Origin of the sequence: Lentibacillus sediminis (genome assembly GCF_002763455.1) — a bacterium.
Classification (GTDB): domain Bacteria; phylum Bacillota; class Bacilli; order Bacillales; family Amphibacillaceae; genus Lentibacillus_D; species Lentibacillus_D sediminis_A.
This window is the reverse complement of record NZ_NIXK01000003.1, coordinates 47302-65592: the sequence shown is the minus strand read 5'-3', so window position 1 is coordinate 65592 and position 18291 is coordinate 47302. Positions and strand designations below refer to the sequence as shown.

Annotated in this window: 15 protein-coding genes; 2 read left to right on the top strand and 13 right to left on the bottom strand. The window is 46.0% G+C overall.

All coding sequences use genetic code 11. The annotated features are described in order from the left end of the window. Positions 1–152 precede the first annotated feature (152 nt). Both CEG13_RS07455 and CEG13_RS07450 read right to left on the bottom strand, forming a co-directional pair. Positions 153–1976 (bottom strand): coiled-coil domain-containing protein, encoded by a 1824-nt coding sequence (locus tag CEG13_RS07455; RefSeq protein ID WP_100011252.1) that lies wholly within the window; start codon positions 1974–1976, stop codon positions 153–155. 3 nt (positions 1977–1979) lie between these two features. After that, entirely contained in the window at positions 1980–3923 is a 1944-nt protein-coding gene (locus CEG13_RS07450; protein ID WP_100011523.1) for an efflux RND transporter permease subunit, read from the bottom strand. A 257-nt stretch (positions 3924–4180) separates the two neighbouring features. Here CEG13_RS07450 and CEG13_RS07445 point away from each other — a divergent pair, with 257 nt between their 5' ends. Then, positions 4181–4735, top strand: coding sequence for a TetR/AcrR family transcriptional regulator (locus CEG13_RS07445; RefSeq protein ID WP_100011251.1), 555 nt, complete (start codon positions 4181–4183; stop codon positions 4733–4735). 222 nt (positions 4736–4957) lie between these two features. Beyond that, positions 4958–5509, top strand: coding sequence for a nuclease-related domain-containing protein (locus CEG13_RS19285; protein ID WP_338033007.1), 552 nt, complete (start codon positions 4958–4960; stop codon positions 5507–5509). A 661-nt stretch (positions 5510–6170) separates the two neighbouring features. Here CEG13_RS19285 and CEG13_RS07435 read toward each other — a convergent pair. The 11 genes from CEG13_RS07435 to CEG13_RS07385 form a co-directional block, all read right to left on the bottom strand. Continuing rightward, positions 6171–6632: a CotD family spore coat protein gene (locus CEG13_RS07435; RefSeq protein ID WP_100011250.1), complete on the bottom strand. Its 462-nt coding sequence runs from the start codon at positions 6630–6632 to the stop codon at positions 6171–6173. 128 nt (positions 6633–6760) lie between these two features. Further along, a complete protein-coding gene (locus CEG13_RS07430) occupies positions 6761–7534 on the bottom strand; it encodes an ABC transporter permease (RefSeq protein WP_100011249.1) in 774 nt (257 codons plus the stop codon). Then, positions 7521–8495, bottom strand: coding sequence for an ABC transporter ATP-binding protein (locus tag CEG13_RS07425; protein ID WP_100011248.1), 975 nt, complete (start codon positions 8493–8495; stop codon positions 7521–7523). Before CEG13_RS07425 ends, CEG13_RS07430 begins: the two co-directional genes overlap by 14 nt. A 120-nt stretch (positions 8496–8615) precedes the next feature. Then, positions 8616–9194 carry a GNAT family N-acetyltransferase gene (locus tag CEG13_RS07420; protein WP_100011247.1) on the bottom strand — a complete coding sequence of 193 codons (579 nt, stop codon included), beginning with the start codon at positions 9192–9194 and terminating at the stop codon, positions 8616–8618. Positions 9195–9307: 113 nt separating this feature from the next. Continuing rightward, positions 9308–10750 carry an aldehyde dehydrogenase family protein gene (locus CEG13_RS07415; protein ID WP_100011246.1) on the bottom strand — a complete coding sequence of 481 codons (1443 nt, stop codon included), beginning with the start codon at positions 10748–10750 and terminating at the stop codon, positions 9308–9310. Between the two features lie 24 nt (positions 10751–10774). Next, on the bottom strand, positions 10775–11524 hold the full coding sequence (locus tag CEG13_RS07410) for an SDR family NAD(P)-dependent oxidoreductase (protein ID WP_100011245.1): 750 nt from the start codon (positions 11522–11524) through the stop codon (positions 10775–10777). Beyond that, positions 11521–12597, bottom strand: coding sequence for a tartrate dehydrogenase (locus tag CEG13_RS07405; protein WP_100011244.1), 1077 nt, complete (start codon positions 12595–12597; stop codon positions 11521–11523). Before CEG13_RS07405 ends, CEG13_RS07410 begins: the two co-directional genes overlap by 4 nt. 39 nt (positions 12598–12636) lie before the next feature. Then, on the bottom strand, positions 12637–14136 hold the full coding sequence (locus CEG13_RS07400) for an amidase (RefSeq protein ID WP_192869523.1): 1500 nt from the start codon (positions 14134–14136) through the stop codon (positions 12637–12639). A 125-nt stretch (positions 14137–14261) separates the two neighbouring features. Beyond that, positions 14262–15731 carry a sodium/pantothenate symporter gene (panF, locus tag CEG13_RS07395; protein WP_100011243.1) on the bottom strand — a complete coding sequence of 490 codons (1470 nt, stop codon included), beginning with the start codon at positions 15729–15731 and terminating at the stop codon, positions 14262–14264. Continuing rightward, complete coding sequence (locus tag CEG13_RS07390) at positions 15728–16036, bottom strand: YhdT family protein (RefSeq protein ID WP_239984593.1); 309 nt, start codon at positions 16034–16036, stop codon at positions 15728–15730. Before CEG13_RS07390 ends, panF begins: the two co-directional genes overlap by 4 nt. A gap of 781 nt (positions 16037–16817) precedes the next feature. After that, a complete protein-coding gene (locus tag CEG13_RS07385) occupies positions 16818–18278 on the bottom strand; it encodes a CoA-acylating methylmalonate-semialdehyde dehydrogenase (protein WP_100011242.1) in 1461 nt (486 codons plus the stop codon). Positions 18279–18291 lie beyond the last annotated feature (13 nt).

Sequence of the window (18291 nt, the reverse complement as noted above, 5' to 3'; positions counted from 1 at the left end):
TCTTTTGATCTTGAGAACCGTTCTATCCGTCTTTTCGAGTATCCAGCCGCTCTCTTTTGATCTTGAGAACCGTCACCCCACCCCCAGCCTCCAGCAAACAAAAAAAGAACTCCCCGCCACAAAAACGGAGAGCTCACACATTTATCATTCATTTACCGAAAAAGATCCATTAACCTATCCCAGAATCCTTTCTCTTCTTCTTCGTTACCAGTTTCCTCAGTTGTCTCTTGCTCTTCTTCCATTTCGATGCTTTCTGTCTGCAGCACGAATTGTACGACGCCTATTTTCTCGTTTTTATCAGATACAAAAGATTGAGGCTCGAAGTCGGATGCATCATATTGTTCCAGCATTTCATCTGCTTCTTCCTCGATTTGGCCAGGCAGGTCGCTTGTGGATTCCTGCAGTTCCTGTGTGCCGTTATGCAGTTCGTCTGCACCACTTTCCAGGGAGGCTGTTCCATCTGCCAGTTCTTGAATTCCTGCATTAAGCTGCTGATACGAGCCGGCCAATTCGCCCACACCATCCGTGTAGCTTACCAGGCCGTTATGGAAGGATTGGTACTCAGCTGACAGGGAGGACAAACCTTCCTGCAGCTGGGCGAGAGAATCCATCTGTTCCATGCCTGCGATGGCGTTCTCGATTTCCGCAGCAGTTGTTTCGATCGCGCCTGCCAGCTCACGGTTGGCAGCAGCGACTTCTTCCAGGGTTCCTGTCACGGCGCCAAATGCTTCCTTAACGCTATTATACGTTTGCTTAGCTTCCTTGGCTGCGGTATACGTCTCCGCCAATTGGTCGAGGGCTTTTGTATCTGCACCGCTTTCTTCCAAGCTTTTACGCAGCCCTTCAATCTGTTCGCCGGAAACCTGATAGTCAGGAATCGCCGCCATAGCCTCATTCAGTGCACCATATGCTCCGCTGTAATTTTCTCTCAGCGTATCCAGCCCGGCAGCTGATTCCTTAATTCCTCCAGCAATTTCACGAAGTCCTGCAGGGAGCGCCTCTATATTCCCAAGATCCATCTCTCCCGAACTGCCCTGCACAGACTCACTCATCGTCGCAAGGGCGTCACGAATGGCCGCTGAGCCATTGATAAGCTCGCCGGATGATTGATCGAGTTCATTGATGCCGCTCTGGTACTCACTGGAGCCATTGCTTAAGTTAGCGGCACCACTACCCAGTTCGGCAATACCATTATTCAATTCACCGACACCATTATTTATTTCAGCTACCGCATCAGCCAGGGATTGCATATCGCCAGTCATTCCGCTCAGATCCGGGCTTTCCATGGACATGGAATAAGGAGCTGCCGAAATACTGATCGGATCCATTTCAAACTCATTGACATCTGCTGATACAATCAATTCTTCCTCTTTCTCAGGCAAAACGATAAACGAGATTTGTTTATTTTTCCCCGCATTGGCTTCTGTCCCATCAGGTGCCTGAATTTGATTAAATTTCGATGGATCAAGTGTCAGGGAAATCTGCAGCAAATAGTTTTCAAAAAACACCGGGTCGGCATTTTCATTTGCTGAAGTGGAGATCTGCATTTCAAATTCCCCGCTCTTGCCAGCTAATTCATCCGGTGAAATTTCCTCCCCGTCCAGCAGATAGGTAATCGAGATATCCCAAGGGAGCGGCTGATTCTCCATCTCTCCCTGATAATAAAATTCTCCTTCTTCTGCCTGAAATTGAACCTTCCCGTCTTCTGTCTGTTCCATCTCAGCCAAATTGCTCAAATTCCGGACATCTGTGTAATTCCCATAATCGGTGATTTCCCCCGGCTCGGTGACATGGAAGGTGTTCACCACGTACATGTCTTGCACACTGCCGGAAGCACCCAAGTTTCCATAAACAACTTCATCCTTGGAAGCGTACTTCCCGGCTGAGCCGCTCTCATTGGAAGAAGCGGTCAGCGGGAAAGAGGAAAACACAAGCAGAGCGCTCATCAGCATGATCGATAGTTTTTTCATTCCCATGTTTCACTCTCCTTTATAAAAATTTGATTTCCATGTGGTTTTTTCAATTACCTTGTCAAACAGCAGCAGCATTGCCGGCAAGAAGAGAACAACCATGATAAACGCCAGCAATGCGCCTCTTCCCAGCAGGAGACCGATGGAAGCTACGATCGGATTGCTTGATGTGATCCACAAAATAAATCCGACACTGGAAAGGATCGATGCAGAAACACCAATCGAGAAAATTTTCTCATCCATCGTTTTTTTCATTGCTTCAAAAGCTCTCATTTCTTTGCGGCGCTCTTTATAGTCCTCTGTCAGCAAAATAGCGTAGTCGACCGTCGCCGCAAGCTGCACGGTGCTGATGATCAAATATCCTATATAAACCAGTGGAGTGTCGGTAAAGTATGGCACCGACAAATTGATCCAGACAGCGGATTGAATCGTCAGCAGCAAAACTACCGGCAGGGATATGGAACGAAAGGTGACAAAGAGTACCAGCGCAATCGCAATCACCGTCAGCAAATTTACCACGGTATTGTCCCTTTCCACGATGTTTTTCATATCATACAGGGTGACACTTTCCCCGACAGCGTGATAATCATCCCCGTAGAAATCTGCCGTCATCTGCCGCACCAGTTCCACAAAGGCAAATGCTTCATCTCCCTCGGTATCTGTGGTGGTATTTAAAATAATCCGGCTGTAGTTCTCGGAAAAGAACTGCTCGGTCTGTGATTCCTCGAGATATTCCGGCGGGATGGCTGTTCCCACGGTATTTACATAGGAAATCATGCTTTGCACCTGCTCGAGGTCGCCCAGCTCCTGCACCAGTTCTTCTTCCTTGGCCAAATCTCCCTTGGGTACCAAGAGCACCATCGGGGTATATTTGCCAAATTCCTCTTCAATTTCCGCGACGTCACTTCCTGCCCGCGTGTTCTCAGGCTGATCGCCGGTTCCATAGAGAAAGTCGGTCTGGCTCTGTCCCAGGAAAGCCGGCACAATCAGAATAAGAACCACAATCAATGCAGGAATGCGCAATTTCAGCAGGTGTTTCCCTACATTCGGGATGCTTGGCAGCAGCTGTTTGTGCTGAGTTTTATCGATCCATTTATAAAACATCAGCGTCAGTGCCGGCAAGAACACCATCACACTGATAAAGCTGAGCAAAATGCCTTTGACAAGGTTCAGCCCCAAATCTGCCCCAAGCTCAAAATTCATAAACGTCAATGCGATAAACCCAAAGAAAGTCGTCGACGCACTCGCGGCAATCGCTGGAAATGAACGCTTCATCGCAAGCTGCATTGCTTCTTGCGGATCGGCCACTTTCCTGCGGTAATCGCCAAAACTGTGCAGCAGAAAGATCGCATAATCGAGCGATACCGCCAGCTGTAAAATCGGCGCCACAGCCTGTGTTACAAAAGAAATTTCCCCGATAAAGATGTTGGTGCCCATATTAATCAGCACAGACACGCCAATCGCCGTCAGGAAGAACACCGGCTCAACCCATGATCTCGTGGATAAAATTAATATTAAAATTATCACAGGGATGAGGATCGCTGCGGCATATATTGTCTCGGTCCCTGTCATTTTCTGAGAAACTGCTGTATTCAGTGCTTCTCCTGAGAGCGCATTTTCTTCCCCAATCAAGTTGTAAACGGCATCTGTCGTCTCCACTTCTTTTCCTTCTTCAATATGGAAAGAAAAGAGGGCATTGCCATCCTTGTAATACGACTCAACGGTCTCTGAGTCCGCCATTTCGATCGGTGTTTTTATATCAATCGCGTCATCGAGCCACATTACCTCAGAGACGCCGTCAATTGCTTCCAACTCTTCTTTAAACTCCATTGCTTCCTGAATGGTGACATCTTTCATCATCACCCTCGAGTTGGCAACAGCTCCATCAAATTCCTCTTCCATAACATCCATCGCCGTTGTGGAAGGGGTATCCTCCGGTAAATAGTCGACCATGTCATAGTTAACGGAAACGGTAAATTGCGCGAACACGCTGAGGACCGCCAGCACGATAAACGAAATTACGATCGACTTTTTATGTTTGATTATCCGTGTTGTCCAATTGATCGGAGCTCCCCCTCTCTTGATTCATTTGCTTAAACCATTTAATATTATAATAGACACCGTGTTGGATTTACAACAAACAGTTTTATAAAATGCGTGCTGTAGGTAACAGATCGAATAAAAGTGTTGGTTAAAGGAGTGAACGTTTTATGAACAAAAAAATGGACAGGCGGAAAAAATACACGAAGATGGTGCTGAAAGACAGCTTAATTGTGCTGCTGAAAAAGAAACAGATCTCAGCAATTACGGTAAAGGAAATATGTGAACAGGCTGATATCAACCGTTCCACCTTTTATGCCCATTACCGCGATCCTTTTGATTTGCTGGAACAAATGGAAGAGGAATTGATTGCCGATATGAATGCGTACCTGAGCCAATATAATTTTGCCAGGGAAGAAGAGTCACTGCAAATGACGGAAAAACTGCTGGAGTACATTGCCTCCAAATATGACATCTGCCAGACCCTGCTCAATGAAAACGGCGATGACTCGTTTGAACGGCGGGTGATGGAAGTAGCGCGGAGCTTTCTGATCCAAAACTGGATGGACACCAATGAAATCGACCCTGACATCACAGAATATGCCGGCACATTTATCATCAGCGGCGGCATCCATGTCATCAAGCACTGGCTGGCCAGCAATATGGACAAGACACCTGAGGAGATTGCCTGGATTATTAATACTGTGGAGATTGGGGGGCGGTGATGGTGGTGTTGGGCGCTAATTCATGAGGGGGAATTTCTTCCTAAAATGCTGTTGGAGGATTTTTAATAAATGGTGCCCGATGGGAAAGGGAATCGATCTGAGAAAGAGTCCTCTTTAAGAAGATTAATTTCTTAATAATTATTCCACTCATAGATGCCATTTTCCGGAAAAATATAGTATAATGATTTTAAATTAATAGAAAAGAAAGAAGGAATTGAAAACATGGCTTTTAAACCCCGTACGAAACCCGCTGAACTGCTCCTCTTTGAGAACCTCGATCCGAGAATGACGCTGCCGCTCAAAGAAAAACAGCATTATCTGAATCTGAAAAAGGGATATGAAGGGGAATGCATTTTTGTTGCAATGATGGAAAAACTGCAATGTGACTGCTTGCTGCTGAACGATCTGCTGTTCACAGTAAGAGGCACTACTTTCCAAATCGATTCGCTGTTAATCACCGCAGAGATGATTTATTTATTTGAAATCAAAAACTATGAAGGTGATTTTTACTACGAGGGAGATACCTTCTTCAAGAAGCCCCGACAAGAATGGACTGACCCTTTAATCCAGCTGGCAAGAAGCGAATCTTTATTGCGGCAGCTTCTTCATCAACTCGGATTTGACTTTCCAATTACCTCTAATGTTGTTTTCATTAACAAAGCATTCACTCTTTATCAAGTGCCCCTCGACTCGCCTATTATTTTCCCGACTCAAATAAGACGATATTTGAATGAACTGAATTCTATCTTGAGCAAACTGACCAGAAGACATTGATTGTTAGCGGATAAACTGGTGTCACTCCACATGAATAATTCGCCATATAAAAAACTGCCATCATATAATTATGATCAGCTTCGCAAGGGAATTATCTGTCAGAAGTGCGGCTCATTTGATGTTTACGTGAGAAGCAGTGATTGCGATTGTGAAATATGCGGACATAGTGAAAGGGTTACAGATGCTGTATTGCGTGCTCTTGCAGAGTTCCGGATTTTGTTTCCGGAGAAGAAGGTTACTACGAGTGGGATTCATGAATGGTGTGGGATTGTGGAATCGAAACAGAGAATAAGAAAGATTCTGGAGAAAAACTTCAAACCAGTTGGAAAGCATCGATGGACTTATTATGAGTAATTGATTTGTTTATTAATTGATATATTAACAGGTTTTTAGGATGAGATATGACTCTATCGAATGGTCCTAGCTAGGTGAGGACGTTCGGACCGTTCTATCCATCTTTTCAGGCACGCAGCCACTCTCATTTGATCTTGAGAAACGTTCTATCCGCCTTTTCGGGCGCCCAGCTGCCAACTTTTGATCTTGAGAAACGATCTATCCATCTTTTCGGGCGCTCAGCCACTCTCCTTTAAATCTTGAGAACCTGACTGTCTCACGCCACACCCCCAAAAAAAAGGCTGGCAATCCGCCAGCCTTTCCCATGTTAACGCCATTTCTTCGGTTTATAATTGTGCTGCATGTTGTACGAGTGATTTCCATAACCTGGCATGTTCGCACCGGCCACCTGGTTTCCACAGTTTCCCGGCGACATCGCACCAGCCTCCTGATTTCCCGGACCAGCGCCTGGGCCATAGCCATACCCTGGGCCTGCCCCCATTCCAGGTCCTCCTGGAGACATCGCGCCAGCTACCTGGTTGCCTGGTGGTACATTGAAGGCACCGCCAAACTCGTTCACACTGTTGCTCGTATTTTGCACGGATGTTGAATGCGGATAATAGTGCTTATTCTTCACTAAATGATGGTTCATTACCGTGGTATGAGATGGGTGTACGTGTTCCACAACACTTTCCGAATATTGGTTGACACAGTTATGCTTTGTCGGGTGGACAATCTGCTTTGGGCAACCGCAATGCGGACCATGATGATGTCCATGATGACGATTCATATTTTATTCCCCTTTCCTTAATAGGTACACTAATAACCTATGGAAAACGCACAAGTTGCGTATCAGACATGTACCTATTTATGAAAAAATGGGGAAACGCCTGTCACATGTACAGCCCCGGCAAACTATTAATAATGCCCAAGCAGCCCTTTCTTCATCGCAGCTTTCTCACAATAAAGGAAAATACCAAGACCCAGTACAAAGTAAACCAGTCCATTAACGAGAAGAAACAGAAAATCCCCAAAACCAATCTGACTCAAAGAAATTCCATCAATCATAACCGCCCTGATCAGATCCACCCCTTTGACAAATGGCAGGTAAGCGAAGAATGGTGCCACCGTTAACGGGATAAAGGTCATGCCCATCAGAATAAATTGCAAGATCTGCAGGAAAGCCTGCACCTGCTTCAGCACAATAGACATCCCGGCGATCATAAAACCAATCCCGAACATGCTGAAAAGCGTCAGAACCATAATTGGCAAAATGGTCACTACGTCGATATTCAGCCATTGTCCCGTTGTCAGCATAGATAAGAATAGCAGTCCCAAGATAAGCAGTGAATTCACCAGCGTAGTTGCGATCAGCCTTGCCCCCATAATCCGCCAAATCCCCATCGGTGACATACTGAGCTGCTCCAGCGTGCCGCGCATTGCCTCATTGAGCACTTCATAACCAATACTGTTGACCACCATGAATGCCAAAAACCAGAAAACGGAATTGACAATCGCATACTGGGTATTCATCTCCTGCATGGAAGGGTCGCCGACAAACTGAATTCCCAAAAACATTCCGAGAAAAATAAAATAAAAGGTAAACACCATGGCGATCGTGTTCGGCAAATACCGTTTCAATTCAATATATTCTTTGCGGATATTGGCGTTAAGAAGATTAAGCAAGCTCATGCTTATATTCCTCCCTTACGATTTGCATAAAAATTTGCTCAAAGTTGACGGTCTTGCGGTCGATCGCTTCCACCGGCGTATGTTCCAGCTGCAAAATATCAAACAGCTCATAAATCTCTTCACTTTTGGCTAGTTCAATCTCCAATAGCGACTGTGCCGTATCCGGGATATATTCATGCAGCGGGAATTTCCCTTTCAAAAGCTGTTGCTGCTGGTCTGTCAGCAGCCCGCCAAGTTTAATTGTATATGCCCTCACTTCAAACAGCCGCAACAGGTTATCGACTTTATCATCTGTTACAATTTTTCCCTTGTTAACAATCACCGTGCGCTCGCATAGATCCTGCACGACATCCATGTCATGGGAACTGATAATAATCGTCCGCTGATAATCCCGGGCAATCTCCCGCAGCAGTTCACGCACCTCATAGCCCGTTTCCACATCCAGCCCGAGTGTTGGCTCATCCAGCAAAATCACGTCACTGTCCGCAAGCATCGCCACGGCAATAGCCAGCTTTTGCTGCATGCCGCGCGACAGCCGGTTGACCAGTTCATTCTCCTTTTCTTTAAGGTTAAATTTACCCAGCAAATCGTCCACTTTCTCTGCTGAATTCCGGCGGGACACGCCGCGGTTGCCTGCGAAATATTCCAGGTTTTCTCGTACCGACAGGCGCCAATACAAATTCCGGTTGCCCTCCAGAACTGCACTGATGTGTTTGAGTGCCGCCAAACGCTTCTTTTTACTGTTGATGCCATTGACCATAATCGTGCCAGTGTCGGGAATAAGCAGCCCGCAATTCATTTTAATGGTGGTCGTCTTTCCCGCCCCATTTGGCCCCAAAAGCCCTAGAATTTCCCCTTTGTTTACAGTAAAAGTGATCCCGTTCACTGCATGAATCATTTCTTTCGACCGTCGTTTCCGATAAGACTTTCCAAGATTCTGAACTTCAATAATTGGCTCCATCCCTATCAACCTCTCCCCTTTGCTGTTCTACAGTAAATATTACAGCAACCAACCCTCCGCCACAATGACCCCCGGAACGAAAAATCCTCCGCCCGCAGACGGAGGAGAATGAGCATCCTTTTATAAATTTTTATGATAGCAGCAGCACTCATACACCCGGCTGAAAGCGGTTTTTACCTCTTCGGCTTTCTCCCCTGTATAATGTGCCCAAGCTTCCACTGGCCGCATACCAGGGATCCTTCCCTGGAGCTGCCCCAGTTCTTCACCTTCCATATGGACCTGCAAGTAGCTGTACCCCTTGGCGAATCCGTTTTTCTCATACCAGTCACGGACCCATTGATCATCCCGTGTCCATGCTTCCAAATAATCCAGTTTCTTCTCCTTCGCGATCGTTTCGGCTTCAGCCAAAAGTTGTTTCCCAATACCCTTCCGCTGGAAATCAGGATGGACAGCGATATGCCAGATCATCCCGCCAAGTCCCTTTTCCCCTGTGCAGACAGTGCCCCTATTCTGCTCGCATTCCACATCGATTAATCCGACAACCTGCTGATCGATGATGGCAACCAGTTCGATTGCCTCATGTTCATAGGTTTCCTTTTTCGGCAGCACGTTATCAAAATAGGCCGTGTCTAAAAAGGAAAGTGTTCGGCAGCGTACCCAGCCCCGTTCATCACTTGCCTGGTATTCTCTTATTTCCATCCACTTTTCACATCCTCTGATAAGTAAAACCTTGATTTAGACAGCCTGCTTTCTCAAAATAAACAACAAATTGCAGCCAGTAAACTATAGTTTGAACGCTATCCCCATTTGGATTATTTATATTTCACCGCCACATTCTTCATCACCGTATAATTATAAAGTGCCTCCCATCCTTTTTCTCTTCCAAATCCACTTTTCTTATAACCGCCAAACGGCATCTGCACCCCGCCGCCAGCTCCGTAATTATTTATAAAGATTTGACCGGAATCAATTCTGCTTGCCAAATAGTGAGCAGTACTTATATCCTTTGTCCAAATACCTGTCACTAAGCCATAGTCGGTGCTGTTCGCCAATTCCAATGCTTCCTCTGTATCTCTAAATGTAAAAACGGTTAATACCGGGCCAAAGATTTCTTCCTTTGCCAGCCTGCTATTCCTGTTAACCCCGTCAATAATGGTCGGCTGCACATAAAATCCTTCTTCATAGCCTTCTACAGCCACCGAATTCCCGCCGACGAGCACATTCGCTTCTTCTTTAGCCAATTCAATCATTGCCATGACATGACGGTATTGCTTTTCATTTAAAATCGGACCCAGGTCTTTATCCTGCATTCCTGCCCCCACCGCCAGACGTTTGAACCGTTCTGCGACTTTTTCCAAAAATTCCTGTTTGAACGATTCCTCCACAAGCAGTCTTGCTCCCGCCGAGCAGGTTTGACCGGCATTTTGAATAATGGAGCGGACAACACCTTCCACGGTTTTCTCGATATCACAGTTCGCAAATACGATATTCGGGGATTTCCCGCCAAGCTCGAGCGTCGATGGCACCACGTTAGCCATTGCCGCCTGTCCAACCGCAATTCCCGTACCGACTGATCCAGTAAATGTAACATGATTAATGGACGAATGCCCTGATAAAGCCGCACCCGCTTCATGCCCGTAACCGGTAACATGATTAAATACACCTGCAGGCAAATCCAGTTCATCAAAAAACTCCGTCAACCGCATTGCCGTCATTGGCGTATCTTCTGCACTTTTCACCACTACTGTATTCCCAGTCGCAATTGCTGCCGCGACACTGCGTGAAATAATTTGCAGGGGGTAATTCCATGGTACAATATGTGCTGTTACACCAACCGGCTCGCGCACCACATAATCGAGCAAACCATCTTCAATCGGGATGGTATCGCCCATCACTTTATCTGCTGCACCACCATAAAACCGAAAATAGCGAGTCGCTGCATCTACATCCGCATACCCTTGAGAAAGTGGTTTCCCTACGTCTGTGGATTCCAGTTCAGCCAATTCATCTCTATGTGATTTTATTTTATCCGCAATATCAAATAAGATTTCTCCACGTTCAAACGCTTTTATTTGTCGCCAAACCTCTCCACGAAAAGCAGTTTTTGCTGCTTGCACAGCGTTATTCACATCTTCCTCCGTTCCGCGGGGAATCGTTGCAATCGTTTTTCCGTTAGATGGATTTTTCACATCTATTGAACTGGCATTTGAACGCTGTACCCACTTTCCATTAATATACATCTGGAGTGCTTTCAAAAAACATCTCTCCTTTTGTTCAAACTATATACTTCTTCCGCCATCGACATGGAAAACGGACCCGGTAACCATATTTGTCTGATCTGATAGCAGGAATTTCACCGATTGTGCAATATCCTCCGGTTTCAGCAATCTTCCCAGTGGCACACTTTTTTCAAAAATCTCTTTTTTACTTTCGTCCACATTCACACCTTCAGCTGAAAATTGTCCAAGCATATTTGTGTCGGATGGACCGGGATGAAGAACATTCACATTAATTTGGTTTGGTGCGAGTTCCAATGCCAGCGCTTTGGAAAAAGCCTCCACCGCTCCTTTGGAAGCTACATAGCTTTGCAGTCCTGGTCTTGGTCTTGTGGTGGATACCGAACCAACATTGACGATTTTCCCCTGTTGCTGTTTCTTCATGTAAAAAGCAGCTTCCCGGCATGTTAGAAAAATGCTTGTCATATTAACATCCATTATTTTCCTGTATTCATCCAGGCTTACATCGTCAATAGACGTGGCGCTTTGAGCAATCCCCAGCATATTAGCCAGGCCATCAATGGAACCAAATCGCTCATATGTCGCTTTGAAAATATCACGAACTGTATCTTCTTCCAATAAGTTTCCTTTGTACTCCATAAAGCCGGGGCTGTCTTTAAATTCATCAAGCACATCGGTATTTAAATCACAGCCGACAACATTTGCGCCTTCTTCCAGCAATAGTGCGACAGCCGCTTTTCCCATTCCTCCGCTGGCACCTGTTACAATAATTGTTTTATCCTGCAGTATCATTCAATCACTCCATTATTTTTCAGTTTTCCGATGATGGCATCTCCAACCTCTTCCGTTGATGATGCCCCTCCAATGTCAGGAGTTAATACCTTTTTCTCTGCCAATACTTCTTCCATAGCTGCCAAAACCGTATCATGCAAGTCCTTTCTGCCCAAATGCTCCAGCATGAGTGCCGCAGACCAGATTTGTGCCATGGGATTGGCAACTCCTTTTCCGGCAATATCCGGGGCAGAACCGTGCACCGCTTCAAACATCGACGGGAATTCACCACTTGGATTTATATTTCCAGACGGGGCAATTCCCAGCCCTCCGACAATCGCCGAACCCAAATCCGATAAAATGTCCCCGAATAGATTGGACGCCAGCACGACCTCAAATGATTCCGGTCTTTGTACAAAATATGCAGCCAGAGCATCAATATAATATTTTTCATAGCCAATATCTTTATTTTCCTCCGCAATCTCCTCCACTACCCGATCCCAAAAATTCATCGTATGGATAACCGCATTGGACTTTGTGGCATTGGTTACTTTAGACAAACCGTGTTCGCGGGCATAGTCATAGGCAAATTCCGTAATTTGCTTGACCCCTTGTCTCGTCATGACCGTGTTTTGCACAGCCATCTCCCGGTCTTCCCCTTGGAACATCGCGCCACCTGAATTCGTATATTCCCCCTCGCTATTTTCACGGATAATAGCAAAATCAATGGGGGCGTCTTTCTTCAAAGGGCTTTCCAATCCATTTAAAAGTTTAATCGGTCGAAAGTTGACGTATTGTTGAAAGTTTTTGCGGATCGGCAAAATCAACTCCCAAATCGTAACGGGGTCCGGCACTCGGGAATCCCCGATCGCACCGAACAAAATAGCATCAAAATCTCTCAACTGTTCGAGCCCATCTTCAGGCATCATGCTTCCGTGTCGAAGATAGTACTCACTATTCCAATTGAATTCTTCTGTTTCAAATTGAAAGGAGACATCTATTTCGGAAAGTTTCCGCAGTACTTTCACCGCTTCACTTGTTACTTCAGGACCTATTCCGTCCCCGGGCAATACGGCAATGTTATATACTTTCATTCAAATCTCCCTTCCTAGCACATGATTTCTCGTAATCTATTAAACTCCCTGTCCGTGAGCAGATTTAATCTCCGTGACATGAACACCAGGTTTCCGCCCGTGGTTCCATTTCCCATCAAGGGCCCGCTCAATTTGTGCTCCCAGCTGCAACAGCAATCCATCGTTTCCCTGACTAGCGAGTGCATGCATGCCAAGCGGCAGTCCATTTTCAAGTTCAGCCATTGGCAGGGAGATACCCGGGAGCCCGCAAATATTGGCAATCGGCGTATAGCTGAAGATGCTCCAGAGATTTTTAAACCAGTCATGAACAGAAGGATTATCACTTATTGTCAAATATTCCGTTGTACCGATCAATGGCGTTGGCTTAGCCATGGTCGGGGTGAGAATGATGTCCCAGTCCTGAAAGAAGGATCCCATTCTGCGGGAAGTTGCATTAAACAGCCCCTGCATCTTAGCCCTTTCTGAATACGAAGCAAAACGACCTTCTTCCCATACACGGATGCACATCGGTTCAACAAGACCCTCAGGCGGACGTTCCAAGCCCTTTTGCTCCAGCTTCTCCGCAATCGTTTGGGCGAAATTCATGATATAGGCCTGCGTTTGTGCTTCATAGGCGTCATGTAAGTCAACATCCGGCTTCACCCATTCGACATGATGGCCAAGCCCCTCGAGGAATTCAGCTGTCCGCTCCAATTCAGCAACAATATGCGGTGTGGACCGGTAATCCCCCCATTCATGGGAAACCGCAATCCGGAGTTTTCCCGGATCTCTTTTTATTTGTTCGGTGTATGGCTCAGACGGCATCCAGTAAGGCATGAACTCACCCGGAGCGCCGCCTCGGCAGTTGTCTACAAAGGCTGCCGCGTCACGAATGGTACGTGTATGGCCCCCCTGATGAGATACGACGCTCATCAAGTCCGACCCGCCTGGGGCTAAGGAAAAAACGCCCCTGGACGGTTTCAAACCGATATTGCCGTTTACCCCTGCAGGAATCCTAATCGAACCGCCACCATCTGTCGCATGGGCCATCGGAATGATTCCGGCTGCAACTGACGCAGCAGTCCCGGCAGAAGAACCAAGCGTTGTATAGTCCAGATTCCACGGGTTTCGTGTAATGTAGACGTCCGGATTTTCCGCAGAACTGGTAAGCCCAAATTCCGGTGTCGTCGTCCGTCCGATAATATTGAGACCAGCCTGGCGAAATTGTTTGGTCAGGAAACTGTCAGCTTCCGCACGATTTCCCCGCATCAGCAACGAGCCCATTTCCTGCAGGCGCCCTTTGAGAGCAGGTCCTAAATCCTTCACCATAAACGGCACCCCGGCGAACACTCCGTCAGGGTCCATGCCGTCCTTCATTGGATTATCGACCACATCCTCAAAGACCTCTATAACCCCGTTAACCTCAGGATTTAAGGCTTCCACCCCGCTAGCAACTTGTTGTGCTGCCTCTTTCGGGGTAATCTCCCCGTTTCGTATCAATTCGGCAAGACCTGTGGCGTCAAAATCAGCCCATTCATTCCAGCTCATCGCCAGTTTCACAAAACATCTCTCCTTCTAATTTCGCTCGAATTCTATGTTTCCAAGTGCATGCTCCCCTTCTCATTCACTATGGTTTCATTTCGAAAAGGGAAAGTATGCTCCTTTTGATCTTTCATCTTTTCTGGTTATGCTCCCTTATTGATGTTTCGGGTCGGAAATTCATAGGCTTCCTGCTTGTACAGCAAGCTGAATACTACAAACACGATCAATGAAAAGAACACCGGAATCGTCACGGCATGTACACCGAGTAATTCTCCATAGTTCTGGTTATAAAGACTGATGGCAATGTAAGAACCAATCCCGGCAATCATCGATGCGATTGCCCCGGTTTTATTAGCGTATCTCCAATACAGACCCATTACAAGCGGCCACATAAATGCAGATTGTAATCCGCCAAATGCAAACAGGTTCAAAAAGATTAATAATTCAGGCGGGCTGATAGCTAACAGGAAAGCTACAACACCTACTATGCCAGTTACACCCATACTGACATTTTTTACCTGCTTTTCGGTGGCCTTTGGCTTGAGATAATTAATATATACATCTTTGACCACGGATGAACTCACCAGCAATAATAACGAGTCAACCGTCGACATAATCGCTGCTAAAGGTGCAGCAAGCAGGAGACCCGCAAGCCAGGGCGGCAATACTTCCAGCGCAACAAGCGGAATAACCTGATCGGCTACCTCAATTCCCGGCATAATTGGCCGTGCAAACACCCCAATCAAATGCATGCCAAGCATAATTGTTCCTACTGTAACCGTACCAATCATGATTGCTCTATGCATGGATTTGGAGTCTTTGTAGGACATTGTCCTAACAGCAACCTGTGGCAAAGCAATAACACCAACACCAACCAGAATCCAATAAGAAGATACATAAGCAGCAGTTAATGAACCATCATTCCCGAAAGGTGTAATCAAATTTGGATTAATGGCTACCAAATCAGAGAAAATATTGGATAATCCGCCCCCTGCAATGATGACAGCAATAAGCAACATTATGGTGCCAAAAAACATGATAATCCCTTGAATCGTGTCGGTGATCACGACAGCACGGAAACCGCCGATCGTAACATAGATTAACACGGATACCGTGAAAATAAACAAGGCACCGATATAACTAATACCTGTCAAGGATTGAATAAGGTATGCTCCACCGACCCATTGGGCTGCCATGGCAGAGAAAAGAAATACAATAATGCTAAAGGCTGATAAGAGTACAACCGTTTTACTTTTGTACCTTTCTTTCAAAAAGTCTATAAGTGTTACCGCATTATAACGCCTCGCCACGATAGCGAACTTCTTCCCCAATATAAGTAAAACAAAATAACCTGTTGCAACTTGGGACATAGCGAGCAAAACCCAGCCAAAGCCAATGGAGTATGCTGCTCCCGGTCCACCCAAAAAACTGGACGCACTACCATAGGTTGCTACCATTGTCATGGCCAGCACCAACCCGCCAAACTCACGACTCCCAAGGAAATAATCACTGAGAAAGCCATCTGCCTTGGCCATTTTCCGGTTGGACCATATACCGACCAAAAAAACAACTGCTAAAAAAATCAATAATGGTATTACCACAGCCCAATTCATCCGTTACTCACCTCATCTTTCTCTTCTTCACTCTCACCCTCATCCTCCAATGATACATCGGTCAGCATGAACTTCACGACGAAAAAAACAAGCGCGAACATGAAAAGTGTGCCCAAAATCAAACTGAAAAAAATCCATGCAGGGAATCCCAGTATATAGGTATATTCTTCAGGCGGTTTCGAACCAAGTCCATAGGCGAAGCCATACCACCAGATGAAATTAATGATAGCCAGCGCACAGCCTATCAAAGCTTCCCGGTTTGCTATCACAAACCGCCTTTCCTGTTTTCTTTTTTTATTCCCCAAAATAAATACCCCTTTCGTAAGCTCATGTAATTTAAATGACTCTTTCTGCCTCTTCATACATAACGGTTTCAAGCGTTCTGAATCTTGATCTTGGGCGTTGATCATAAAAGAAGGAACTAGAATCTTTACCTGCATTTACGCTGAAAAAAATCTGTTTTTTAACAGTAAGGCTGTTTGCATAAGTTTTGTTGCTTAGTTATTTCGTAGCTGATGAAAACTGCGACGTATGCTGCCACCGCTCCGGAAATACCCCTCGCTTTCCGCGGGCGCTGGTGAGCCTCCTCGCGCTATCGCGCTGTGGGGTCTCACCTATGCTTACAATCCCGCAGGAGTCTCGGGGTATTTCCTCCGCTAGCAGTGGTGTTTTTTCTTTACACTTGTTAAATTAAACAGCAGCTACACTTTGTATATGGTTGACCTTTGCTGCAGGCAGCCGAAAATTAGGGCACGGGATCAGCCCCCTCATGTGGATCGTCGATGCTCAGGTCTAGGCTCGTGTTGCTCCCACAAAAGGCTGTACACTCCACTTCGATCAAGGATGCAGGCTTCTGTTAATTGATTTTAAACAACACTATCAGCGAAGGAAATACATGAAAACTCTTTCGGGAAGAAAAGCCTAGGTGAGACTCCGAAGTGCCTAGCACAAGGGGGCTCACCAGCTTCCCGCGGAAAGCGGAATGTATTTCCGTAGCGGCTGTAGTTATGTCACAGTTTATAGATATTTTGATAAACCACATTTTTTATAAAACAGCCAAAAGAAAACCATTGTTAACAAAGTACACTACACCCAACGCGTTGTAATTACTTTTTTCCTTGTATAAAACTCCACCCCATCTTTCCCATTCGCATGCAAGTCTCCATAGAAAGAATCCTTCCATCCAGAGAATGGGAAGAAAGCCATGGGAGCCGGAACGCCAATATTCACCCCGAGCATTCCTGCATCAATTGTTTCCCGGAACGTGCGAACACTTCCGCCATCTCTTGTGAAAATACATGCACCATTTGCAAAGGGGGACTTATTGGTTAACTTCACGGCATCTTCCAAATCTTTCACCCGGGAAATGGATAGAACGGGAGCAAAAATTTCGTCTTTCCAGATTTTCATTTCTGTCGTTACATTGTCAAAGATCGTCGGACCGACAAAGTATCCTTCTTTTTTAACACTTTCATCCTCGCGACCATCCCGCACCAGTTTTGCTCCTTCTTTTTCACCGGTTTCGATATAGTTAAGGGTCCGTTCTTTATGCTGCTCTCGAATGACCGGTCCTAAAAACACATCATCATCCAACCCGTTTCCAATCTTTAACTCATCTGCTTTTTGTGTCAGCTTTTCAATAAATTCATCTGCAATAAAATCTTCCACTGCTACAACCGAACAGGCCATACAACGTTCCCCGGCAGACCCAAATCCGGCTGCAATAATTTGTTCGGCCGCATTTTCAAGATTGGCATCCCTAAGCACGATGGAATGGTTTTTTGCACCAGCCAATGCCTGTACTCTTTTTAAATTCTCTGTGCCACGCTTGTACACATATTCTGCAACAGGCTGAGAACCGACAAAGGAAATAGCATCAACTTCATCATGGTCCAGCAACCCATTAACGACATCGTGCGCCCCGTGCACAATATTAAAAACCCCTTTAGGCAATCCTGCTTCTTCCAAAAGTTCCGCCAGTCGATTTGCCAGGAGTGGTGTGCGCTCGGAAGGTTTTAGCACAAATGTATTACCTGTAACGATCGCCATAGGGAACATCCACGCGGGCACCATCATGGGAAAGTTAAATGGTGTAATGCCGCCAACAACTCCAATTGGATAGCGATACACCCCGGATTCCAGACCACCTGCAACCGATGGAAGCTGATCTCCCATCATTAATGACGGCGCACCTGCAGCAAATTCCACACACTCAATTCCACGCTGCACTTCCCCATAGGCTTCTTTGAAATTTTTACCGTTTTCAATGGTGATCGTTTTCGCCAGCTCGTCCCAATGGTCCACCAGCAGTTGCTGGTATTTAAATAGAATACGAGCACGTTTTGGTACCGGGACCTCCTTCCATTCTTTAAAAGCTTCCCCTGCAACTTTCACAGCCCGGTTCACATCTTCTTTTGCAGAAACCGGAACATGGGCGATCACTTCTCCTGTAGCGGGATTGAAAACCTTCTCACTTTTATCAGAAACTGCTTCCACCCATTCTCCATTAATGTAATTTTTTACTGTTTCCTCTTGTGTCAGTACCATGAAATAACCTCCT

Excerpts from the sequence above, each read along its gene's own strand:
- CEG13_RS07455 (WP_100011252.1), bottom strand. The coding sequence starts at position 1,976 with ATGGGAATGAAAAAACTATCGATCATGCTGATGAGCGCTCTGCTTGTG.
- CEG13_RS07450 (WP_100011523.1), bottom strand. The coding sequence starts at position 3,923 with ATGGTCGACTATTTACCGGAGGATACCCCTTCCACAACGGCGATGGAT.
- CEG13_RS07445 (WP_100011251.1), top strand. The coding sequence starts at position 4,181 with ATGAACAAAAAAATGGACAGGCGGAAAAAATACACGAAGATGGTGCTG.
- CEG13_RS19285 (WP_338033007.1), top strand. The coding sequence starts at position 4,958 with ATGGCTTTTAAACCCCGTACGAAACCCGCTGAACTGCTCCTCTTTGAG.
- CEG13_RS07435 (WP_100011250.1), bottom strand. The coding sequence starts at position 6,632 with ATGAATCGTCATCATGGACATCATCATGGTCCGCATTGCGGTTGCCCA.
- CEG13_RS07430 (WP_100011249.1), bottom strand. The coding sequence starts at position 7,534 with ATGAGCTTGCTTAATCTTCTTAACGCCAATATCCGCAAAGAATATATT.
- CEG13_RS07425 (WP_100011248.1), bottom strand. The coding sequence starts at position 8,495 with ATGGAGCCAATTATTGAAGTTCAGAATCTTGGAAAGTCTTATCGGAAA.
- CEG13_RS07420 (WP_100011247.1), bottom strand. The coding sequence starts at position 9,194 with ATGGAAATAAGAGAATACCAGGCAAGTGATGAACGGGGCTGGGTACGC.
- CEG13_RS07410 (WP_100011245.1), bottom strand. The coding sequence starts at position 11,524 with ATGATACTGCAGGATAAAACAATTATTGTAACAGGTGCCAGCGGAGGA.
- CEG13_RS07405 (WP_100011244.1), bottom strand. The coding sequence starts at position 12,597 with ATGAAAGTATATAACATTGCCGTATTGCCCGGGGACGGAATAGGTCCT.
- panF (WP_100011243.1), bottom strand. The coding sequence starts at position 15,731 with ATGAATTGGGCTGTGGTAATACCATTATTGATTTTTTTAGCAGTTGTT.
- CEG13_RS07385 (WP_100011242.1), bottom strand. The coding sequence starts at position 18,278 with ATGGTACTGACACAAGAGGAAACAGTAAAAAATTACATTAATGGAGAA.